This window comes from Hyphomonadaceae bacterium BL14 (assembly GCA_027627705.1).
Classification (GTDB): Bacteria; Pseudomonadota; Alphaproteobacteria; order Caulobacterales; family Maricaulaceae; genus Oceanicaulis.
On record CP091242.1, the window covers coordinates 2,939,435 to 2,959,254 of the forward strand.

Sequence of the window (19,820 nt, forward strand, 5' to 3'; positions counted from 1 at the left end):
CTCCGTGAACGCAGAACGGCCCGCCGGATTGCTCCGGCGGGCCGTCTGTTAGGAGACTGACTGGCCTGAAATTAGTTCAGGTTGATCAGGACTTCCACGCGACGGTTCAGCGGCTCGCGCACGCCATCCGGGGTCGCAACGGCCGGGCGGGATTCGCCGTAGGCGTTGATCGACACCGCGCCGGCAGGCACGCCCAGGCGGACCAGCTCGTCACGCACCGCACGGGCGCGGCGCTCGGACAGACCCACGTTGTAGGCAGCCGAACCTGAACGGTCGGCGTGGCCATCGACGCGGACCGCCGCGACGCCGCAATTGCGGGCCGTGTTGATCGCGCTGTTGATGACGTTGCGCGACTGGTCGGTGACGTTGGAGCGATCCCACTCGAAGTACACCACAAACTCAGCGTCCTCGCACGACGGCGGGGGCGGCGGAGGCGGAGGCGGCGGCGGGGGCGGCGGAGGCGGAGGCGGGGGGGTCGGCGTCGGAGCCGGGGCTGCCGGTGCGCCGAAGCTGTAACGCAGGCCGGCCCACACTTCGTGGCCGGACAGATTGCCCACATTCACGTTGGCATAGCGGGTCGAGCCATAGCCGAAGTAGCGGTATTCGGTGTCGAGCGTGATGCGCTCGGTCACCGGAAAGCCGACGCCGGCGATGCCCTGATAGGCGATCGACAGGTCGCGTTCGCGCACTTCGACATAGCGCGTGTCGCCCGGAATGACCGAACCGGCCGGACGCGTGCCGGTGCTCCATCCCGCGAGCGATCCGTAGGAACGCGCGAAGCCGATGCCCACGCCCAGATAGGGGCGGAAGCTGGGGGCGATGTCGAAGTCATAAAGGATGTTCGCCATGGCGGTCCAGGCATGGAACGAGGAGCGGCTGTCCTCATGATTGCCGACCGAACCGGTATTGTTGTAGCGGTGGGCGAGCTCGCCCTCGACCCGCCAGTTGCCGGCGGTGGCGTAGCCGAGCGACAGCTTCTGACGCCAGTCACTTTCGCCGCGGATCGTCCCGCCATTCGGACCGCCGCCCAGGGCGCCGGTCACTTCGGTGTCTTCCGGCGTGCCATAGCCAATGGTGCCGCCCAGATACCAGCCCTCATCAGCCGACGCCATTGACGGCGCGCCGAGAACCAGTCCGAGAGCCGCAGCAGACAGCAAAATCGTCTTCATGCGTCAGTTCCTCTTCAAAGTTAGATTTGAGCCGCCTTATTTGACCACGATTGTGACAGGATTAGGAGTACGGCACCCGTTGGCCGACAACTTTGATGGCGTGTGGCCTTCTGGCAACATAGGTGTTTTCCGGTGCTTGTTCAGCCCTCGGTTTCGATCCGGAGCGTCTCGTCCCCGATATTCATTTCGAACGTCTCGGTCTGGCTGTCGCGCCAGATGGCGTACCCGACTGCGCCAATGACAACGAGCGCGACCGCGAGGATCACATACGTGGCCGATTTTGAGAGTTTCATGCATGCCCCTTTCCGTATTTCTTCGCCAAAATCCGAAGTCTTATGGCCCCTGCCACGTAGCGAATCGTGTCCGGGACTTGGCCCCGCTGCCCAAGCGGGTTCACTCGGGCAAACGCACGCCCTGGCCCGCGCGTCGCAAACCAGCTTCAATCTGTCCAACCCCAAGGGGCGGGTGGTGGTTCCACGGTGGCAGTCAAATTAAATTCGACGTGGAAGGCGCGCTCCGTGCCCACGCGGCGCACATGGTAGACAAAGCGCTCTCCGGGATGGACCTCCATCAGCCAGACATTCTGCCAGCTGGTGGGCAGGCGCGCCGTGGTCACATGGTCGCCGGGGAAGATCTGGCCGAAGTCCGAGCCGGGGCTGACCGTCGCGCCGCCATATTGCGTGGCGTCTTCTTCGGTTCCGTCCGGGTGGCGGTGGTCGTGACGCAGTTCGATGGTGCCGTTCTCATGGCGCGTCAGCACCCAGGTGCGCGACAAATCCTCCCCGGCGATGAAGGGGATGCGGATACGGTCCGGTTCGCAACTGCGCACATGCATGACAAGGCGTTGGTCTGACAGGCTGTCATCTCCGTCCGGCGCGCGCATGAGTCGACCTTCAAAAGCCTGTCCGCACAGGACTTCCAAACGCTCCCACCAAGAGTCTGCCGGGCTGGTCTCAGCGATGGCGGCCGGCGCGGCGAGAATGACTGCGCCCAACGCAGCGGCAAGGCGGGGGAACCGGATCATGGACGTCTCCTTTGTCTGTTTCGTGGCTGCAGCCTGCCCGGCGCGGTCAGAAACTTCAAACACGCCGACGAAAAATGGTTCCCTCCGGGCGTGCGTGCACTAACCTCATATTCTGGTGACCGGCCCTTCAAGAGGCTGGCCTGACATGGGGAGGACTTGTCCGTGACGGCTGAAACATCCGCGCCGGCCAGCGCGCCTGCGCCGCTGGCCAAACCCGCCCGCGCCTATGCGCTGGGCGTCTTGCTGGTCATCTATATCTTCAATTTTCTCGACCGCCAGATCGTCAATATCCTGGCCGAGCCCATCAAGAATGATCTGGGCCTCGCCGACTGGCAGCTCGGGGTGATGGCCGGTTTCGTCTTTGCGATCTTCTACACGGTGCTGGGCATTCCCATCGCGCGCTATGCCGAGCGGGCGGACCGGGTGAAAATCATCTCGGCGGCCGTGGCGCTGTGGAGCGCCTTCACCATACTGTGCGGGCTGGCGGGCAATTTCGTCCAGCTGCTGGCTGCGCGCATCGGTGTGGGCGTGGGCGAGGCGGGCTGCACGCCGCCGGCCCACTCGCTGATCTGCGACTATACGCCTAAAGAGAAACGCGCCTCGGCGCTGGCGCTGTACTCCATGGGTATTCCGCTGGGATCACTGGCGGGCATGGTGGTGGGCGGGCTGATCGCCGACGCCTATGGCTGGCGCGTGGCATTTTTCGTCGCCGGCGCGCCGGGCATCGCGCTGGCGCTGATCGCATGGTTGACTCTGCCGGAGCCCCGCCGCAAGGGCATGCGCAGCATGACTGCGACGGCGGCGGCCAACTCGCCCAGTATTTCCAACGCTATGACCGAGCTGCGCTCAAAGGCGTCCTTCTGGTGGATCTCCGCTGGTGCCGCGCTGGCAGCCATGATCGGCTATGGCCACATCACGTTCTACGGTTCGTTCTATCTGCGAAATCATGGCGAGGGCCTGACCGCGATGGCCGCTCAGGTCAATGAGGTGCTGGGTGTCAGCTTTGGCCCAATCGGATTTCTCGGAACGACACTCGGCTTGCTGATCGGGATTTGCGGGGCGGCGGGCACATATCTGGGCGGCATTCTGGCGGACCGTTCTGCCCGCCTCAATCCGGCGGGCTACGCCATCGTGCCGGCGATTGCCACCGCGCTCACCGTGCCGCCCTTCGTGGCGGCGATGCTGGTCCTGGATGCCGGACAGTCGCTGATGCTGCTGGCGGTCCCGGTCTTTCTGGGCGCCATCTGGTATGGACCGGTGTTCGCCAGCGCCCAGAGCCTGGTGGCACCCCATACCCGCGCCACGGCGGCGGCGGTTCTGCTGTTCATCATCAATCTGGTGGGCCTAGGGCTGGGTCCGGTCAGTGTGGGACTGGTCAGCGATATGCTCGCGGCCTCCATGGGCGAAGCCGAAGGCCTGCGCTGGTCCATGGTGATTTTCGGCCTGGTCGCTCTGGCTTCCGCGGGTGCTTTCTTCATGGCAGCGCGCACGCTGAAGGACGAGATCGTCAGCTGAGGCCGGAGCCGAGACGGAGACGGGCGGGGCTGAAACGCTCCGCCCGTCCGGTATGTCAGATGTGCCTCAGTCCCAGTCCAGCGGCGGATAAACGCGCCGGTTGAGCTCCACGATATGGCCGTCGGGATCGCGCAGCATGGACACCATGACCTGATAGGTCACGCCGTCGCCGGGATATTCGCGCATGGTGGGCTCGCTCATGACCCGTACGCCGGGGACTTCGGCCGCGGCGGGGAAGACCGTGTCCAGCTCGCTTGTATTGAACAACAGCACGATATCGCCGGTCTCAAAGCCCTGCTCCGGTACGTCGGGCGGCGGCGCGTCACCAGCATCGGCCAGCTGCCACAGGCCCAGCATGCCGATCTGGTCGTCATTGGCTTTCAGGAGCACCAGGCGGGACTGGCTGGACCCGTCCCGGCTGGTGATCATCTGGTCATAGGTGACGGTCATGCCCATGGCGTCGCGATAAAGCGCCAGCGAGGCGTCCAGATCGCGCACCAGCAACGTGGTGCGCCGCAAGTCCAGTGGATTACGCTCCTCGCTGGCGGCTGCAGGCCCCGGGGTCCCGGCAGCGCCGGCGGGTGGAGCGGCTTGATTGCAGGCGGCGAGCGACAGGGCCGCCAGTCCTGTTGTGATCAGGGCAAACGTTTTCATGCAAACCTCCTTGGCGTGGCGTCAGTCCACGCGGTCAAACACATAGCCGCCGCGCGCCGGGCCCCAGATCAACGTGCCCTCGGCGTCAAAGCCGCGGTCCCAGTTGGCGTGGCCCTGGGGTGTGTGGATGGAGCGCGAGACCGTGCGCACCGCGCCACGCAGGCCCGACGGGCAGGTGTCGAAATTCGACTGCCAATAGCCGTGCGCGATGCGGTGCACTTCGCCCGAACAGCTCACCGTGCCCAGCTGGTCCCCGGCGATGCGCGCCGGATCGGCATAGGCACCCACCACGCTGGCCGGATCGTTCAGGGTGTAGATGGTGCGCAGGACCAGGCGGTTGTTCAGCTCCCAGATGCGGATGATGCGCTGGAAATAGGGGCGCTGCTTGATAGCCGGATCAAAATCCTCCGGGCTGGAGCCCAGGAAAGCGTTTTCCTGATAGAGCCAGATGCCGTCCTCACGATCGGGCCAGATGCGCACCGTCTCGCTTTCCACATAACCCCAGCCTTCAATGCGGGACTGCTCGAGCGTTGAGAAAGACCCGATCAGCAGGCCCGCCAGCTCATGGGCGCCAGGATAGCCCGGCTCATCCTCCGGCATGGCGGCGGAGGCAGACCAGGGCGTGGCGAGGCAAAGGCACAGAGCGGCGATCAGCATACGCATGGCGTGTCTCCTGTCAGGCTTCGGGTGCCGGCACAGCGGCGGCGAACGCTTTGGCGATGTCTTCGCGGGTGGCGATCCAGACGCCGGTTTTGGAGGTCACGTAATCCAGGAAAGCCTGGAACGCGCCGATCCGGCCCGGGCGGCCGATAATGCGCAAATGCAGGCCCAGGCTCATCATGCGCGCGTCCTCCTCGGCAGACTCTTTGAGGAGCCAGTCGAACGTGTCGCAGGCATAGGTCAGCCAGTCCCTGGCGGTCAGGGACGGGTCGAGCCAGAACTTCATGTCATTGGTGTCGAGCGCATAGGGCAGGACGATGATCGGCTTGGCACCCGCCCCGCCGGGCAGATCCACGACGTCCCAGAAGGGAAAATCGTCCGAGTAATCGTCCATATGATAGAGATAACCAGCCTGCGCCAGCAGGCCGCGCGTGATGTCCGTATGCAGATAGCGCGACAGCCAGCCCGCCGGGCGCCGGCCGCAGGTCTCTTCGATGGAGGTGCCGGCGCGTTCGATGAAGGCGCGCTCATTCTCCTCGTTCATGAAGGCCTGGAACTGCCAGCGCCAGCCATGGCTGCACGGCTCGTCGCCGCGCGCCATCAGGGCCTTGGCGATCCAGGGCGCGCGCTCCAGCGCCTGGGCGCACACGGTCCAGGTCGCCGGGACCTTGAAGGCATCGAGCTGTTTGATTACGCGGGCCGCGCCGCGATTGATCCCGTACTGATAATTGGTCTCGTTGCCATGCACCCGGATCGGCGCTTTCAGCGTCACGCCCAGCTCGTCCACCGGTTCGGGCACCTTGTCTCCGTCACGGATATTACGCTCGGCCCCTTCCTCGACATTCACAACGATCGACAGGGCGAGCTTCGCGCCATTGGGCCAAGTGAAGCCGGGGGGAGGGGTGCGGGTCATCAATGTGGCTCCTCGCCGCCGGACACATTCATGCTTTCCGCCGTGATGTATTCGGCTTCGTCCGAGCACAGAAAAGCGACGGCCTTGGCTGTATCTTCGGGTTTGCCGGGGCGTTTGAGCGGGATGCGGTCGGCCATGGCTTTCAGGTAATCCTCAACGCTGGCCGCGCCGACCACCTTGGAGAAATACTCGTTCTGCCAGGCGCCCAGCCCCGTGGTGACGTGGTTGGGGCAGACATTATTGACGGTGATCTGGTGGGGGCCGAGCTCGATGGCGGCAGAGCGCACCAGGCCGACCAGGCCGTGCTTGGAGCTGGTATAGGCCTGGGCATGGGGGAAGCCGGATTTGGCCGCCTGGCTGGCGATATTGATGATGCGCCCGCCCTTGCCCTGTTCGACCATCACTTCGGCGGCGGCCTTGATGCCGAAAAAGCACCCCGTCAGATTCACATCGATCACCGCGCGCCAGTCATCGGCGGTGACGTCCAGCAGCGGCTTCATGATATAGCCGATGCCGGCATTGTTCACCCAGATGTCCAGCGAGCCGTGGGTGTCGCGGGCGTGCCTGGCGAGCGCGCGCATCTGGTCGAGATCACGCACATCGCACACGCACGTCGAGGCGTCCCCGCCGCCTTTGCGGATATCGGCAGCAATAGCCTCCATCTCGTCCGTCGCGCCGATATGTTCAGCCGGCGTCGCCGGATCGGCGGGCTCACCAATGTCTGAAATCACCACCGCCGCGCCTTCCGACGCCAGGCGCAGGGCGATGGCCTCGCCCAGCCCCTTGCGGCGGCCCGAGCCGGTGACGACAGCGGTCTTGCCGGTAAAGCGTCCCATGATGCGCCTGCCTCAGCCCAGCTTGTCGGTCAGGATGAAGGAGAGATCGTCGGCCATGGCCTGAAACTCGCCGGCGATCTTTTGCATAGCGTCGGTTCCGACCTCGCCGCCGAAAATCTCCATGTCGTTGACATCGATGATCTCGATATAGGCGTAGGGCGGTTTTGCGTCGGAGCCGAGCAGGCCGGCCGATTTGAACACCTCGAACTTGTCCACTGATTTGAGGCCGTTCACCGTGGGCAGGTCCCTGGCCCTGGCCCAGGCTTCGTAATCTGCAGCGCTGACGCCGGGTTTCAGGTTGAACAGGGCGATGATGCGTGTGGTCATGACAAGGGTCTCCTCCCCGAATGGTCCGGCCAGCTTGCGGCAAAGCGGCGCATGAAGCGCACAGCGCGTTGGCGGGCGTCGGTCATAAATGGTATATCATTTGAAATTGACGGCTTTGCCAAGCCAATATGCTAAAGAATTTCATTGCCGTCAGCGTACAGGGAGGCGCATTCACCATGCCAGACGACCGTTCCAAACCCATTCTGCCTGATGCGCCTGCTTATGACGGACCGCCTGACTACCGCCTGGTCGGCCGTCACGGCATGTTCCCCCATACCAGTCATGACGAAACCGAGCGCTTCAATTTCCTCGCCCACATGAACCGCCATCTGGCCAGCCGCGTGCTGCCCGGCGTGAAGGATGCGTTCGAGGCGCGGGTCGAGCCGGCGCGTGCGCGCAAGGATGGCCCGTTCAGGAATCGCCACGAAGTGCGCAAGGCCCTGATGGCCGATCCGGCCTTCCAGATGTGGTCCGCCCTGCGCCGCGCCACCATGGAACAGCGCCAGCAGGCCGGGCGCTGGGTCACGCTGCGCCAGGGCGAGGCGCTCAACGCCCGCGCCGCCGAGCTGACCGATGGCGATGACCGGCTCGAGCTGGACCCGGCCTTCGAGACACCGCGCTATCTGGCGGCGGTGGACCATCACTGCATGCCCGGCAGCTATCACACTGAAATCGTACCCGGTGATATCACGGGTGCCGCCAATTACGATTGCGGTCTGTTCGCCACCACGGGCGGTGCGCTGGGCCGGTATAATGATGGCGGCGGGCAGGCGGTCGCGGCCTGGGTGAAAAAGAACCTGCCGGACTTCAAACCGAAGCGCATTCTCGATCTGGGCTGCGGGCTTGGCCATAACGTGCTGCCGCTGGCGCAGGCCTTCCCGGAGGCTGAAGTCATCGGCGTGGATTCCGGTGCGCCCATGCTGCGCTACGGGCTGGCGCGCGCCAAGGCGATGGGGGTGGAGAATGTCCGCTTCATCCAGGCCGACGCCGAGGATTTGTCGCGCTTTGGCGATGACAGCTTTGACTGGGTGCAGACCACCATGTTCCTGCACGAGACCAGCAAGAGCGCCATGGAGCGCATTTTCGCCGAGACGCGCCGGGTGCTCAAACCCGGCGGGATCGTTCTCCATGTCGAGCAGCCGCAATACAGCGCCGACATGCCGCTCTACGAGCAGGCGATCCGCGACTGGGACGCGTTCTACAATAACGAGCCGTTCTGGACGACCATGCACGAGATTGATCTGGATGATCTGATGATCAAGGCCGGCTTCAAGGATGACAGCGTGCTGCATGGCGGTGTGGCCGCGGTGGTGGACGCCAAGCTGTTCCCGTCATCGGGCGAAGACGCCGTGGAGGACTACGGACGCAAGGCGGCCTGGCACGTGATCGGCGCCAAGAAGGAAGCAGCGTGATGGCCTTTGATCCCCTCGCTCAGGCCGGTGCCAAAGCACGCGGCAAGCGGCCCTGGTTCCTGGAAAATCAGGACGCCGAGCGCGTCATGAACATTGTCATGGCGCTGGCCCAGGAAGTGTCGGTCATGCGTCAGCGTCTCGATACGGTCGAGCGGCTTCTGGAGACGCGCGCCGTGATCACACGTGCCGATATAGAGGCTTTCACCCCGACAAAAGCCGAAGCCGACGCGCGCGGTGCCTGGAACCAGGAATTCATCGCCCGCATCCTGCGCATCGTGCAGCAGGAGAATGAGGCGATCACCCGGCCGGATGAAGTGAGCTCGGAAGACGCGGCGCGCGAGTTTCAGGACAATTAGGCGCTGCCGGCTTCAAACGTGATGTACACCGCGAGGCCGTTGCCGATTTTCGCGCCGGCCATCCGCTCAGGTTTGAAGGCTCCGGCATCGCCGCACCGTCTTCCAGCAGCCCTTCGACGTGACACGCCAAGGCCTCCTGCGCCATGGCCCGGGCCTCATCAAGCGTCGCGCCAGCCGCAATGCAGCCTGGAAAGTCCGGGAAGGACACGCCGAGATCGCTGTCGTCGCCCTTGTTGATGAGGGCGATGTACCCGGCCATGCGGCCACAATATCCGCGCATCGTCGATCTGAAATGCGGCCATTGGCCGGGCAGACATGCCCACCCGCCTAAGCCTCGGTCTCCAGATCGGTGACCATCAGCGCGGCCTCGAAATCAGGCAGGAGGTCGAAGGCCTCCACGGCCGTCATCACATTATGACGCCGCCCGCGGGTCCAGAAGCGCCAGTAGGACGAGACGTGCTGGATGCGGCCAATGTCTTCGCCCATCTCGACGAAAAGCTGCGGGGCGCGGCTCATGAAGGCTTTGAGCGCCGCCGGGTCGCCGCGCTCCACAAAGCGGGTGAACTCCTCATTGTATTCGCCCAGGCGCGATTTCAGGCGCGCCCAGCGCCGGGCGGACAGCTGTGTGATGGACTCGATCACGCCCTGCAGCTCGGCCCGGTCCGCTCCGGACAGGCCAGGTATCCGCACCGCCTTGATATCCTTGATGAAGGTCGCGAGGTCCGCATAGCACTCGCCCGCGCGCCAGCTGTAGTAGAGCGTGCCCTTCCAGCCGAAAACCCCTTCACCATACTCGCTCGCGGTCATGCGCAGCGCATCACGCAGCACCGTCAGCTGGGGCGAATCCTCGTCTTCGAACAGGACTTTGGCAAGGCGGCGCGACTTGTCGAGCGAGTCCAGTGAAGCCGTGCCCATGGCTTTGCGCACCAGAAGATCGATCTGGCTGGCAACAAACTCGGTAATCTGGCGCAGCTCGTCGTCCGAGATCGCAAAATAGCAAACCGCTACCGACTCCCCATTGCGCCGGAAATACTCGTGCAGGAGATAGGGGTCAAAGGACGGCAGGAGCGCAAGCGCGCGCAGGCGCGCAACATCACTGGCGAAAGCGGCCTCGCCCGGACTGACGCCCAGATGCTGGGCAAGCTGGGTCTCGAAGCGCGGGTGTTCGACGAAGATCGAATGCCCGCCCATATCCAGATCGTGGTCGCTGATCGGCACGATGACCTTGGTGGCCGATGTACGTGATCCGCCCAGTTCCTCACGCTCCCAGGCGCGCAGGGTGTGCTTGACGACGAAAGCCCGGTTGAGCCGCGCTTTGCGGAACATCGGGTATTTTGCCCAGTCCGGCTCGTGGCTATGGCGCTCCCGGATCGATACCAGATCGATCACGCGGCTCGTCGAGCCACCGCGCTTGAGCAAACTCAATTTGCCATAGCCGTCTTTCGCCATGTGACCGGGGCCGCTAGAACCATTGAAGTGAGGATGTCGTATCAAGCCCGAGTGATCACAGGGTTAACCGGGGAGAGAATGTGAATGACCGTGATCAGTGGCGATCTGGGCGTCCAGGAAATCGTGCGCATGCTCGGGCTGAAGCCCCACCCCGAAGGTGGATGGTATGGCGAGACCTTCCGGGCTGAGCCCGGGCCCGGAAACGCGCGTGAGGCCGCCACCGCCATTTATTTCCTGCTGGCCGCCGACCAGGTGTCGGCGTGGCATGTGGTGGACGCGGTCGAGGTATGGCTGTGGCACGCCGGGGCCCCGCTGGTGCTGACGGTCAGCGAGGACGGCGTCAGCGCCCGCGCCATGCGTCTGGGGCCTGATTTGCGTGGCGGTGAGCGGCCTCAGGCCGTCGTGCCGGCCGGTGCCTGGCAGGCTGCCGAGTCGCTCGGTGCGTGGACGCTGGTCAGTTGTGTGGTGGCTCCCGGCTTCCGGTTTGACGGATTCGAACTGGCGCCGGCGCACTGGCGGCCGGGTCCTGACGGGCCACCAAAGCGAGCCTGAGTTTCAGCCGCCACCCTGTTCCAGCGTGCGGCGGATACGCGCGGCACTGGGCCGGCCGCCATAGCCCATCGCTGTGTTCACCGAAATGTCCAGCGTGCGCCCATCAAACTCGGCGCGCGGTGTTTCCCCCACCCCGATTCGCACGGTGTCCAGATCGCGCAAGGAGCGGCGCGAGGCCTGTTCAGCGGCCAGCGTGACCATCACCATCGTGTCAATGATATAGGCGTTCTGATCGGGTGCAGGCGCGGCAAGTTCGGCGCGTACATTCTGGCGCGACAGCCGGGCCAGCCGGTCGGCCATGTCGCGCGCGGCACCTTGCAGCTGGGCGCTGCTGGCGGGCGCGGCCACCAGCGTGTGGGCGCGGCCCATCGGTTCCACAGCTACGCCATCGGGTCTGTCATCGGGGAAGTACGTCCAGCCACCAATGCGCGAGACGCGCAGCAGAACCTTCTCGGTATCCGTGATCCAGACATCGCCGCCGCCTGACGCGCTGGTACGCTGGACGGCAAACACCTCCTGGGCACCCTCCACCCAGATCAGGGCCGGTTCTGCTGACCGGTCGAACACGAACCGGCCGCGCCCGTCTGCGCGGTCATACCATAAAGACGGTTCCGCACGCCCGGTCTGTGACGAAACCAGGCGGTCAAACGGATTCGATTGAGCGGCCCCGTCCGCTGTGAAAAGCGCCCAAGCCCCGGCGCTGACAGCGAACAGGAAGATCATTCCCCTGAACATGGGGGCAAACTGCAAGCGCATATGGGCGATTTTCAGGCAGATACTGCAAGGCGGGTTCGCGCTAGCCCGCCATGTACTGCCCGCCATTGGCAGACAACGTTGTGCCGGTGATGAAACCGGCTTCGTCGCTCACCAGGAAGTTCACACAGCGCGCGATCTCTTCAGCGCCGCCCAGGCGTCCCACTGGGATCGAGCCCACAATCTGCTCACGCACCGCCTCGGGCACCGCCATGACCATGTCTGTCGCAATATAGCCGGGGCAGATCGCGTTGACGGTGATATTGCGCCGCGCCCCTTCCTGGGCCAGTGCCCGGGTGAAGCCCAGATCCCCCGCCTTGGCGGCGGAATAGTTGGCCTGGGCGAACTGGCCTTTCTGCCCGTTGATCGACGAGATGGTGACGATCCGGCCGAAGCCGCGGTCGCGCATGCCGGTCCACACATTATGCGTCATGTTGAAGACGCCGGTCAGATTGGTGTCGATCACCTCGCTCCATTGCTGCGGGGTCATCTTGTGAAATGGCGCGTCACGCGTGATGCCGGCATTGTTCACCAGAATGTCGATGCTGCCATGGGCGGCCTCGACCGCGCCCACGCCCTCGCGGCATGAATCGTAGTCGCTCACCGACCATTTATAGGCCTTGATGCCGGTCTCTGCGGTAAAGGCCTGTGCCGCTTCGTCATTGCCGGCGTAATTGGCCGCGACTTCATATCCGGCGGCCTTCAGCGCCATGCTGATGGCCTTGCCGATCCCGCGCGTTCCCCCGGTCACGAGCGCCGTTCTCGCCATAAAGAAATACTCCCTGTCCCTGACTGCGAAGTGTGATTATGCTGCGCAGCAATCAACACCCGCACCTGCAGCATCCCAGGCAGCATAGCGGGGACAGGGGCTGATACCAGCGCTTTGTTTGAACGTGAAAGTTAACTGCGCCGTGCGGGGATTGGAAGTCACAACCCCGCCGGCGCGCCGCCCCAGGGCGGTCAGGAAGGAGCCTGTCGTGACGCAATCTGAAAACAACGACACGATCATCATCAAAAAGTACGCAAACCGGCGCCTCTACGACACCTCGGCGAGCCGGTATGTCACCCTTGATCACCTGCGCGAGCTGGTCAAACAGGGCAAGAATTTCAAGGTCCAGGACGCCAAGAGCGGGGAAGACCTGACCCGCGGCGTGCTGGCGCAAATCATCTTTGAAGAGGAATCCAAGGGCGAAACGCTTCTGCCGGTTGAGTTTTTGCGCCAGCTCATCTCCTTCTACGGCGATTCCATGCAGACCATGGTGCCGGGCTATCTGCGCCTGAGCATGGACAATTTTTCCAGCCAGCAGGCCGAGCTGCGCGACAAAATGGCCAATGCCATCGGGTCACCTGCCGCCTCCATGGCACTGATCGAGGAGCAGACCCGGCGCAATATGGCAATGTTCGAACAGGCGATGAAAATGTTCACGCCCGGTCTGACGGCCACGCCCGGACGCGCGGACCAGCCGTCCGACCTGTCCAAGGGCGATGTGGACGCCTTGCGCGCCGAGCTGGACGCCATGCGTCAACGCCTCGACCGCCTCGCCGGCGACAGCTGATCTGTGCCGGAATGATCCATCGTGCCGGGATGTCTGACCGTTAACGGGTCATCAACAGGTGTAAACAAGGTGTAAAGACTGGCCCGGGATTTGCGGGACGGGACCCATGAGCGGTCTCGTTCCCATCCCCGCGCGCCCGTCCGGCGCTCTTGTCCCGACCGGCCGGACGGCGCGCGTCGAGCCCGCTCCTCATGTCCGCGATGTGCGCGAGGAACCGCGCGGCCGCGCAGACGCACAGCGCCGATCCGGTGCCCGTCCGCAGACCGCTGCACCGCTCAGCCCTGAGGGCGTCGCCTGCCTGCAGACCGGTCCGGTCCGCCGAGGCCTGCGCGCCGATGCCTGCGAGCGCCACCGTTATCATGCTGCCTACACCGCCGCGATGCACCTGGGCCCGTCCGCGCGCCCGCGCCAGGAGCGTGCGGCATGAGTCAGGGTCATTTGCACCGCATGTCGCTGGCCGACGGCGCCTGGCTACTGGCACTCTATTTCATCATCCTGTGACAACGAAAAAAGCCCCGGAGCATGGCTCCGGGGCTTGTCTTTGGCCGTGGTTTGTCTGCGGGCTTAGCCCTGCAGGTCGCGGCGTGCGGCGATCGCCGTGATGGTGAAGCCGGCCACCACATTGACCAGGCTCATCATGGTGATGAGAAAAAAGGTCGAGGTGCCGAACAGCGGCGTCAGAAGGAAAAGCAGCATCGACACCAGGAAGGTGGCCATGGACAGGCCGTGATTGATGAGCGAGCTGGTGCCCGAACCGGCCGCCTTGATCATCTCCATGAACAGCATGATCAGCGCGAACATCAACAACAGGTCGGCGGTGGTGATGACCCAGTCGCCTGACGGCAGGGTCATCGACAAAAGTTTCGAATTCAACGTGCCGACATAGCACGCCCCGGCGTCCGCAGCGGCGCTCGCCATACCCGCACACTGACCAGCCTGGAACCTGTCAAGCGTACCCACAAAGCTGCTGGCACCGTCACTGGATGTGAGCGCAACAAACAGAGCGATCGCGGCGTAAATCAGAACCGCGAGGGCCATTTTCGGAAAAATTGTAAACATTGACAGCCGCTCCTGGCCTCCGCCTTCACCGTTGCGTCCAGCTGCGTAACCTTTGGCTACACCTGCTCCCATTGCCCCTGGCATCGTCCCACTCCCTTGCGCTTGGGCCTGTAAACGCGACTGCCCCCTCGGAAGCCACGTTCAGGCCTCGTCCCAACCGCCAGACTGACGCGCCCGGCTGTTGAGCCACATGATCCCTAGCATATCGCTCAAAGAGGCGAAAAGGCGGCCAAGATTGGTATACTTCGATTTTCCCGCGATGCGTGGCCTGTGGCCCACGTCGACGAACTCCATGATGAAGCCCTCGCGCTTCATCAGCGCGGGAATGAAGCGGTGCTGGTGATCGAAGTAGGGCAGGAGGAGATAGGCGTCGCGGCGGAATGCTTTAAGTCCGCAGCCGGTATCGTCCGCCTCGTCCTTCAAGAGCCGCTTGCGCACGCCATTGGCCAGACGTGAGGCGAACTTCTTCCAACCGCTGTCCTGGCGCTTGATGCGCCGCCCGCCCACCAGGCCCAGCGCCGCCGGCGCGCCCAGGCGTGTGAGGGTGTCAACCAACGCCGGAATGTCGGCAGGCGGGTTCTGCCCGTCGCCATCCAGGGTGCAGATCACCGGCGCGCGCGCCGCCAATACGCCGGTGCGCAAGGCCCGTGACTGTCCGGCGTTTTGCCGGTGCGACAGGATGCGCAATTGGGCAATGTCGGCCTTGAGCGCGGTCAACTCTTCCAGGGTGGTGTCCGTGCTGGCGTCATTCACGCAAATGATCTCGAACCGCCGCCCGTCCAGAGCCGCGTGAATCTCGCGCACCAGTGAGGCGGCGTTGCCCGCCTCATTGTGCATCGGGGTGACTATGGACAGGTCTGGCGGCGTGGTGGTCATGTGCATCCTCCGAAGCGAGAGCCCGGCTTGCGGTTTGCGGCGCGCCGTTACATACCGGGTTCCGCACGCGGGCGCCCGAGGAAATTTCGGCTGCTCGAGCGGATCAGGCAGAAAATGCAGATTCTGGACAAATTTTCAGAGGGCTGGCGCGCGGCATTCGCCGCCGCTCTGGTCGCAGCTCTGGCCGGTTTGCTCGGCGTCTTTTCCCTGCCGGTCCTGGATCGCGACGAAGCGCGCTACGCTCAGGCAACTGCCCAGATGGTGCAGACCGGCGATTTCGTGCGCATCAACTTCCTCGACGAGGAGCGCAACAAGAAGCCCGTGGGCATTCACTGGCTGCAAAGCGCCACGGTAGCGGCGACCACCGGCGAGGCCGCTCGCGCCATATGGAGCTACCGCCTTCCATCCGTGCTCGGGGCCATGCTGGCGGCCTTTGCCGCGGCGTTGATGGCGGGCCGGTTGCTCGGTGCGCGCGCCGGGCTTTACGCCGGGGCGTTGATTGGGGCCAGCGTGCTCATGGGCGCGGAAGCCGGTATCGCCAAGACCGACGCCATGCTGGCGGGCGTGACCTCCCTCGCGCTCTATGCACTTCTGCGCCTGCGCCTCACCGGGCCCTCCGACCGGTGCGCGCACCGGTTGTGGGCGGTGCTGGTCTGGGCGCTTGTCGGGCTGGGTGTGCTGATCAAGGGACCCGTGACGCCGCTGGCGCTGGCCTTGAGCGCAGGGGCGCTGGTGATGCTGGATGCATGGGCATTGCGCGCCGGCGGCGGACTGGCCACCGCATTCAGGCGGTCCATGGTCTGGCTCAAGCCGCTCGCCTTCTGGCCGGGACCGGTGCTGGCTATCCTGCTCGTCCTGCCCTGGCTGATCTCGGTGCAGATCGCGACCGACGGGGCGTTCCTGCGCGAGGCACTGGGTGATGATTTGGGTCCCAAGCTGGTCAGCGGCGATGAAGGCCACGGCGGCCTGCCGGGCTATCACATCCTCCTGCTGCCCTTGACCCTGTTTCCTGCAACGCTCTTCCTGCCCGCCGGTCTCGCGGCCGCGCGTCGGGCGCTGCGGACCCAGGGCAGTGCTGCGCTGGCCGCCCGGGTGCTCATCGCGTTCTCCCTGCCGGTCTGGATACTGTTTGAATTGCTGCCCACCAAGCTGCCCCATTATGTGCTGCCAGCCTTTCCCGCCATTATGGGGCTGTGCGCCTGGGGCGTTACCGAATGGGATCGCACTCGCACCGTCTGGCGGGGGCTGGGTGTGGCACTCAGCGTGACCGGCGTTCTGGTCTGGGGTGCGGCCTTTGGCTGGCTGACCTTCGCCCATCAGGGCTCGGTGCCTGTGCTGATCGCCGTGCTGCTTATCATTGCAGCCCTGTGCACGATCAAAATCAGCGCCGCCCTGCGGGGCCAGGCCGCTTGGGCGATCATGGCTACCGTGGCGCTGGGGCTCGCCTGGCACGTAGGGGGACGCGGGCTGATTGGTCCGGGCACAGACGCCTTCCCGGCACGCGATGCGGCGCGGCTTGTTGCGGCCGGTGATTTGCGCCCGGCTGGCGCGCCTCTTATCTCCACCTACACAGAGCCATCGCTGGTGTTCAGCCTTGGCGGCGCAGTGCGGCTGGCCGACATCGCCGATCTGGCAGATGCCTGGCTGGTGCCGGCGGGCGATGCCGGATTCGCGTTGTCGCCGCAATTCCAGACCCAAGGCCCGGCGCTGGTGGTCATCGATCACAGCCGGCTGCCCCGGGAGGGTGAGGCCGGGGTGCGGGCGCACGCGCTTGCCGCGCAGCTGCAGGCCTCGGCCTGCCGAACGGCGACAGTGGAAGGTTACAACTATTCGCGCGGGCGTCCTGTGCGCCTGACCCTGCATCGCACCGGCCCCTGCGCCTGAGGAGAGTGACATGACTGCGCCATCGGAGTTTCCCGGCACGTCCACCGGGCCCGACTTAGCCGCCTGGCACGCCGTGGAGATCGTCGAGGTCGGGCCGCGGGACGGACTGCAGAATGATCCGACCCTGATCGATACAGGTGTGAAGCTGGAATTCATCGCGCGCCTGATCGAGGCTGGCGTCCGCCGTCTGGAGGCAGCCAGCTTCGTCAACCCGAAACTGGTTCCTGCCATGGCTGATGGCGACGCCGTAATGGCCCGCGTGCCGCGCGGGCAGGGCATTACCTATATCGGTCTGGCGCTCAACGAGCGGGGCCTGCGCCGCGCCATTGATGCAGGCTGTGACGAGATCAACTTCGTGATGGTCGCCTCAGACGGGTTCGGCAGAGCCAATCAGAACGCGACGCCTGAGGAGACAGCCGATCTGCTGGAACGCATCGCGGTTCTGGCCCATGACGCGAACATCCCGCTGGCGGCAACGATTTCAGTGGCGTTCGGCGATCCGTTCGATGGCGAGGTCGATGTGGCGCGCGTCGCTGCCCTGGCACGCCGGGCAGCGGCAGCGGGCGTCATGGAAATCGCGCTGGGCGACACGATCGGCGTCGCCAGCCCCTGGGATGTGCGCGTCATGGTGGCCGCAGTGCGCGAGGCCGCACCGGGACCGCGCCTGCGCCTGCATTTTCACAATACCCGCAACACCGCGCTGGCCAATGTCTATGCTGCGCTCGAGGCGGGCGTGCGAGTCATCGACGCGTCGGCGGGCGGCATTGGCGGCTGTCCCTTTGCGCCGCGGGCCACGGGCAACGTGGCGACCGAAGACGTGGTCTACATGTTGCAGCGCGGCGGCTTCGAAACCGGCATTGACCTGGAAAAAATGATCGAGACCACGCGTTGGCTGGAGACGGTCGCGCTGCGCCATCCGGTTGCGTCCATGGTGGCCAAGGCTGGCGGTTTTCCAGGGCCGCGTGGCTGAGGGATCAGTGATTGCGGCGCCGGCGCATCAGGCGGCGCCAGGCGGCCAGACGGCGCAGCTTGTCGCCAACCTGCTGACGCACCCGCACCAGCACGGCGCGCGACATCAAGGCGAGCCACAGAGCGGGTCCGAGAGCCGGAGCGATCAGGCGTCCCAGCAGCCCGCAATGGATGCGGAAATAGCGCGTCAGCCCGCGCGCTTTCCAGGTTTCCACCGCAAACAGGCTGGCCTTGCTGGTTGAGCCATAGTGCAGCACCACCGCGCGCGGCTCGAACATCACCGAGCCGCCCGCCGTGCGGGCGCGCTGGCAGATGTCGATATCCTCGACATGAAGAAAATAGCCTTCATCAAACCCGCCCAGTGTCTCGAACCCGGTGCGGGTCATCATCATCGCCGCCCCGGACACCACTGGCGACGGATCTGCATCATCGGGCAGGGCCTCGTTCTCCCGGTGGACATCGCGCAGGAAGGGCAGAAAGCGCGCCAGTCCCAGGAAGCCGGACAGCGCCGAGCCTATGGTCAGTTCCCCGCGGCGTGCCCCGCGCTGCTCGCGTCCGGTAGGGTCCATCAATCTGGCACCGACAATTCCCGGTTCGGGCATGTCGCGCAGGGTCGCCATCATCTGTGCCGCGGCACCCTGAGCCAGGACCGCATCTGGATTGAGAAACAAGAACACATCACCGCGCGCGTGCCTGGCACCCAGATTGCAGCCGCGCGCAAATCCCAGATTGCCGCCGGAATGAATCAGCCGCAGTTTGGGGCGGGTGCGCGCCAGGGCGTCGAGGCGCAACACGGTCTCGCGCGGATTGTCGTGATTGACCAGCACCAGTTCGGCCACCTCGTGCGCGGTCATTACGGCATCGATCGCCAGGAACAGGGATGGGCCGGTGCGGTAGCTGACCATGATCACCGATAGCGGGCGGGTCAGCGCGCGCATTTCGGCCGGGCCGGGGCGCACAGCAGGTGGCTCGGGTGCTGGATGGTGACCGATGTTCGGCATCACCGCGAACGGTTCGTTTGGCGCCGTCACGATATCCCCTCATGACCCCTGTACGGCGTGCGAAACGCCCAGACCTGCCACCATGGCGCGCTGTTGCGCTCCAATGGGGCCAGATCCACCCCCCAGCTGCCGCCCGGGCGGCATCTCAAAATCCGGCCGAGAGCCAGCCAGCTCCCTCGCCATAGACCCTGCGCCCGGATCGCGTCGGCGGCGTAAGACGAGCATGTCGGCTCGTGCCGGCACCGCGCTCCCAAGGCATAAAAAACCGGCGACGCTATCACCTTGTACGCTGCAATAACCAACAACCCGCCGCGTGCCGGCCAAGTCTTCAAAGATGAGTCGTCCCCACCATATCGGGTTAGTGTCGCCCGCTGCGGGCTGGCTTGTCCACCCACACAGTGCAGGTCCTGTGGCTCTGACTTACGGGGTGCGCACACTCGCCGCCTCCATGGCTTCGGCAGCGGCGTCAAACACCAGCAGGATGGAGCCATGGCGCTGGCGGTAGGCACGTGCGCCCTCCAACACCGCCAAGCCGGCGAATCGTCCCGGAGGCGGGGCGGCGTCCGACTGGAGCATGGCTTTGAGCCCTTCACGCGCCTGGAGGATCTCTTCAGGCGTAGCCCCGAGCGCGGCCCGTGCAAACACCGAGGCGCTGGCCTGACCGAGCGCGCAAGCGCGCACTTCCAAGCCAAGCGCGCTGACTCGCCCGTCCTCCAGACACAGGTCGAGATCCAGTTCCGACCCGCAAATGCGCGACACTTTGCGTGCGCTCCCGTGCGGCGCTTCCAGGCGGCCGATATGGGGAATGTCGGCGGCCAGCGCGATCAGGTCGGGGGTGTACGGGTCTGCGGTCAT

24 protein-coding genes are annotated in these 19,820 nt (G+C 64.9%); 8 read left to right on the forward strand and 16 right to left on the reverse strand.

What is annotated here, in order from left to right; translation table 11 throughout:
* Window positions 1–71: 71 nt before the first annotated feature.
* The 3 genes from L2D00_14245 to L2D00_14255 form a co-directional block, all read right to left on the reverse strand.
* Window positions 72–1,169: an OmpA family protein gene (locus L2D00_14245; protein ID WBQ12993.1), complete on the reverse strand. Its 1,098-nt coding sequence runs from the start codon at window positions 1,167–1,169 to the stop codon at window positions 72–74.
* Window positions 1,170–1,309: 140 nt separating this feature from the next.
* Entirely contained in the window at window positions 1,310–1,462 is a 153-nt protein-coding gene (locus tag L2D00_14250) for a hypothetical protein (protein WBQ12994.1), read from the reverse strand.
* A 146-nt stretch (window positions 1,463–1,608) separates the two neighbouring features.
* Window positions 1,609–2,193 carry a hypothetical protein gene (locus tag L2D00_14255; protein WBQ12995.1) on the reverse strand — a complete coding sequence of 195 codons (585 nt, stop codon included), beginning with the start codon at window positions 2,191–2,193 and terminating at the stop codon, window positions 1,609–1,611.
* A gap of 162 nt (window positions 2,194–2,355) precedes the next feature.
* Between L2D00_14255 and L2D00_14260 the strand changes: the two genes are divergently transcribed.
* Window positions 2,356–3,708, forward strand: a complete 1,353-nt coding sequence (locus tag L2D00_14260) for an MFS transporter (protein WBQ12996.1) — start codon at window positions 2,356–2,358, stop codon at window positions 3,706–3,708.
* A 66-nt stretch (window positions 3,709–3,774) separates the two neighbouring features.
* On the opposite strand, the gene L2D00_14265 is transcribed toward L2D00_14260, so the two are convergent.
* The 5 genes from L2D00_14265 to L2D00_14285 are packed head-to-tail and all read right to left on the reverse strand — an operon-like array spanning window position 3,775 to window position 7,098.
* A complete protein-coding gene (locus tag L2D00_14265; GenBank protein ID WBQ12997.1) occupies window positions 3,775–4,362 on the reverse strand; it encodes a VOC family protein in 588 nt (195 codons plus the stop codon).
* Between the two features lie 21 nt (window positions 4,363–4,383).
* On the reverse strand, window positions 4,384–5,025 hold the full coding sequence (locus L2D00_14270; protein ID WBQ12998.1) for a chromophore lyase CpcT/CpeT: 642 nt from the start codon (window positions 5,023–5,025) through the stop codon (window positions 4,384–4,386).
* Between the two features lie 13 nt (window positions 5,026–5,038).
* Complete coding sequence (locus tag L2D00_14275; GenBank protein WBQ12999.1) at window positions 5,039–5,935, reverse strand: polysaccharide deacetylase family protein; 897 nt, start codon at window positions 5,933–5,935, stop codon at window positions 5,039–5,041.
* On the reverse strand, window positions 5,935–6,771 hold the full coding sequence (locus L2D00_14280) for an SDR family oxidoreductase (GenBank protein WBQ13000.1): 837 nt from the start codon (window positions 6,769–6,771) through the stop codon (window positions 5,935–5,937). The genes L2D00_14275 and L2D00_14280 overlap by 1 nt, the downstream gene beginning before the upstream one ends.
* Window positions 6,772–6,783: 12 nt before the next feature.
* A complete protein-coding gene (locus L2D00_14285) occupies window positions 6,784–7,098 on the reverse strand; it encodes an REDY-like protein HapK (protein ID WBQ13001.1) in 315 nt (104 codons plus the stop codon).
* A gap of 176 nt (window positions 7,099–7,274) precedes the next feature.
* Here L2D00_14285 and L2D00_14290 point away from each other — a divergent pair, with 176 nt between their 5' ends.
* A complete protein-coding gene (locus L2D00_14290) occupies window positions 7,275–8,510 on the forward strand; it encodes a class I SAM-dependent methyltransferase (GenBank protein ID WBQ13002.1) in 1,236 nt (411 codons plus the stop codon).
* A complete protein-coding gene (locus tag L2D00_14295; GenBank protein WBQ13003.1) occupies window positions 8,510–8,866 on the forward strand; it encodes a hypothetical protein in 357 nt (118 codons plus the stop codon). The genes L2D00_14290 and L2D00_14295 overlap by 1 nt, the downstream gene beginning before the upstream one ends.
* A gap of 327 nt (window positions 8,867–9,193) precedes the next feature.
* Here the strand turns inward: L2D00_14295 and L2D00_14300 are convergent, their stop codons facing one another.
* Complete coding sequence (locus L2D00_14300; GenBank protein ID WBQ13004.1) at window positions 9,194–10,315, reverse strand: hypothetical protein; 1,122 nt, start codon at window positions 10,313–10,315, stop codon at window positions 9,194–9,196.
* Between the two features lie 84 nt (window positions 10,316–10,399).
* On the opposite strand from L2D00_14300, the gene L2D00_14305 reads away from it, so the two are divergent.
* On the forward strand, window positions 10,400–10,867 hold the full coding sequence (locus tag L2D00_14305) for a cupin domain-containing protein (GenBank protein ID WBQ13005.1): 468 nt from the start codon (window positions 10,400–10,402) through the stop codon (window positions 10,865–10,867).
* 3 nt (window positions 10,868–10,870) lie between these two features.
* On the opposite strand, the gene L2D00_14310 is transcribed toward L2D00_14305, so the two are convergent.
* Window positions 10,871–11,602: a DUF4908 domain-containing protein gene (locus L2D00_14310; GenBank protein WBQ13006.1), complete on the reverse strand. Its 732-nt coding sequence runs from the start codon at window positions 11,600–11,602 to the stop codon at window positions 10,871–10,873.
* Window positions 11,603–11,663: 61 nt separating this feature from the next.
* The gene (phbB, locus tag L2D00_14315; GenBank protein WBQ13007.1) at window positions 11,664–12,389 is read right to left on the reverse strand and encodes an acetoacetyl-CoA reductase; all 726 of its coding nucleotides are present in this window, start codon (window positions 12,387–12,389) and stop codon (window positions 11,664–11,666) included.
* A gap of 208 nt (window positions 12,390–12,597) precedes the next feature.
* On the opposite strand from phbB, the gene phaR reads away from it, so the two are divergent.
* Together phaR and L2D00_14325 are read left to right on the forward strand one after the other, a co-directional pair.
* Window positions 12,598–13,176 (forward strand): polyhydroxyalkanoate synthesis repressor PhaR, encoded by a 579-nt coding sequence (gene phaR, locus L2D00_14320; GenBank protein WBQ13008.1) that lies wholly within the window; start codon window positions 12,598–12,600, stop codon window positions 13,174–13,176.
* A gap of 106 nt (window positions 13,177–13,282) precedes the next feature.
* Window positions 13,283–13,603, forward strand: a complete 321-nt coding sequence (locus L2D00_14325; GenBank protein WBQ13009.1) for a hypothetical protein — start codon at window positions 13,283–13,285, stop codon at window positions 13,601–13,603.
* A 137-nt stretch (window positions 13,604–13,740) separates the two neighbouring features.
* Here L2D00_14325 and L2D00_14330 read toward each other — a convergent pair whose 3' ends face one another.
* Window positions 13,741–14,319: a hypothetical protein gene (locus tag L2D00_14330; GenBank protein WBQ13010.1), complete on the reverse strand. Its 579-nt coding sequence runs from the start codon at window positions 14,317–14,319 to the stop codon at window positions 13,741–13,743.
* A gap of 57 nt (window positions 14,320–14,376) precedes the next feature.
* Window positions 14,377–15,111 (reverse strand): glycosyltransferase family 2 protein, encoded by a 735-nt coding sequence (locus L2D00_14335; GenBank protein ID WBQ13011.1) that lies wholly within the window; start codon window positions 15,109–15,111, stop codon window positions 14,377–14,379.
* A gap of 114 nt (window positions 15,112–15,225) precedes the next feature.
* On the opposite strand from L2D00_14335, the gene L2D00_14340 reads away from it, so the two are divergent.
* Both L2D00_14340 and L2D00_14345 read left to right on the forward strand, forming a co-directional pair.
* Window positions 15,226–16,995: a glycosyltransferase family 39 protein gene (locus tag L2D00_14340; protein WBQ13012.1), complete on the forward strand. Its 1,770-nt coding sequence runs from the start codon at window positions 15,226–15,228 to the stop codon at window positions 16,993–16,995.
* A 10-nt stretch (window positions 16,996–17,005) separates the two neighbouring features.
* Window positions 17,006–17,965: a hydroxymethylglutaryl-CoA lyase gene (locus L2D00_14345; GenBank protein ID WBQ13013.1), complete on the forward strand. Its 960-nt coding sequence runs from the start codon at window positions 17,006–17,008 to the stop codon at window positions 17,963–17,965.
* Window positions 17,966–17,969: 4 nt separating this feature from the next.
* Here L2D00_14345 and L2D00_14350 read toward each other — a convergent pair whose 3' ends face one another.
* From L2D00_14350 to L2D00_14360, 3 genes are read right to left on the reverse strand one after another with little or no spacing between them, the layout of a single operon-like run.
* Window positions 17,970–18,995, reverse strand: a complete 1,026-nt coding sequence (locus L2D00_14350) for a glycosyltransferase family 2 protein (protein ID WBQ13014.1) — start codon at window positions 18,993–18,995, stop codon at window positions 17,970–17,972.
* Window positions 18,992–19,456, reverse strand: coding sequence for a membrane protein insertion efficiency factor YidD (gene yidD / locus L2D00_14355; protein WBQ14516.1), 465 nt, complete (start codon window positions 19,454–19,456; stop codon window positions 18,992–18,994). The genes L2D00_14350 and yidD overlap by 4 nt, the downstream gene beginning before the upstream one ends.
* Window positions 19,386–19,820, reverse strand: coding sequence for an iron-sulfur cluster assembly scaffold protein (locus tag L2D00_14360; protein WBQ13015.1), 435 nt, complete (start codon window positions 19,818–19,820; stop codon window positions 19,386–19,388). The genes yidD and L2D00_14360 overlap by 71 nt, the downstream gene beginning before the upstream one ends.

Coding starts and splice junctions, on each gene's coding strand:
- L2D00_14245 (WBQ12993.1), bottom strand. CDS start 1,169: ATGAAGACGATTTTGCTGTCTGCTGCGGCTCTCGGACTGGTTCTCGGC.
- L2D00_14250 (WBQ12994.1), bottom strand. CDS start 1,462: ATGAAACTCTCAAAATCGGCCACGTATGTGATCCTCGCGGTCGCGCTC.
- L2D00_14255 (WBQ12995.1), bottom strand. CDS start 2,193: ATGATCCGGTTCCCCCGCCTTGCCGCTGCGTTGGGCGCAGTCATTCTC.
- L2D00_14265 (WBQ12997.1), bottom strand. CDS start 4,362: ATGAAAACGTTTGCCCTGATCACAACAGGACTGGCGGCCCTGTCGCTC.
- L2D00_14270 (WBQ12998.1), bottom strand. CDS start 5,025: ATGCGTATGCTGATCGCCGCTCTGTGCCTTTGCCTCGCCACGCCCTGG.
- L2D00_14275 (WBQ12999.1), bottom strand. CDS start 5,935: ATGACCCGCACCCCTCCCCCCGGCTTCACTTGGCCCAATGGCGCGAAG.
- L2D00_14280 (WBQ13000.1), bottom strand. CDS start 6,771: ATGGGACGCTTTACCGGCAAGACCGCTGTCGTCACCGGCTCGGGCCGC.
- L2D00_14285 (WBQ13001.1), bottom strand. CDS start 7,098: ATGACCACACGCATCATCGCCCTGTTCAACCTGAAACCCGGCGTCAGC.
- L2D00_14290 (WBQ13002.1), top strand. CDS start 7,275: ATGCCAGACGACCGTTCCAAACCCATTCTGCCTGATGCGCCTGCTTAT.
- L2D00_14295 (WBQ13003.1), top strand. CDS start 8,510: ATGGCCTTTGATCCCCTCGCTCAGGCCGGTGCCAAAGCACGCGGCAAG.
- L2D00_14300 (WBQ13004.1), bottom strand. CDS start 10,315: ATGGCGAAAGACGGCTATGGCAAATTGAGTTTGCTCAAGCGCGGTGGC.
- L2D00_14305 (WBQ13005.1), top strand. CDS start 10,400: ATGACCGTGATCAGTGGCGATCTGGGCGTCCAGGAAATCGTGCGCATG.
- L2D00_14310 (WBQ13006.1), bottom strand. CDS start 11,602: ATGTTCAGGGGAATGATCTTCCTGTTCGCTGTCAGCGCCGGGGCTTGG.
- phbB (WBQ13007.1), bottom strand. CDS start 12,389: ATGGCGAGAACGGCGCTCGTGACCGGGGGAACGCGCGGGATCGGCAAG.
- L2D00_14325 (WBQ13009.1), top strand. CDS start 13,283: ATGAGCGGTCTCGTTCCCATCCCCGCGCGCCCGTCCGGCGCTCTTGTC.
- L2D00_14330 (WBQ13010.1), bottom strand. CDS start 14,319: ATGCCAGGGGCAATGGGAGCAGGTGTAGCCAAAGGTTACGCAGCTGGA.
- L2D00_14335 (WBQ13011.1), bottom strand. CDS start 15,111: ATGACCACCACGCCGCCAGACCTGTCCATAGTCACCCCGATGCACAAT.
- L2D00_14340 (WBQ13012.1), top strand. CDS start 15,226: ATGCAGATTCTGGACAAATTTTCAGAGGGCTGGCGCGCGGCATTCGCC.
- L2D00_14345 (WBQ13013.1), top strand. CDS start 17,006: ATGACTGCGCCATCGGAGTTTCCCGGCACGTCCACCGGGCCCGACTTA.
- yidD (WBQ14516.1), bottom strand. CDS start 19,456: ATGGCTCCATCCTGCTGGTGTTTGACGCCGCTGCCGAAGCCATGGAGG.
- L2D00_14360 (WBQ13015.1), bottom strand. CDS start 19,820: ATGACCGCAGACCCGTACACCCCCGACCTGATCGCGCTGGCCGCCGAC.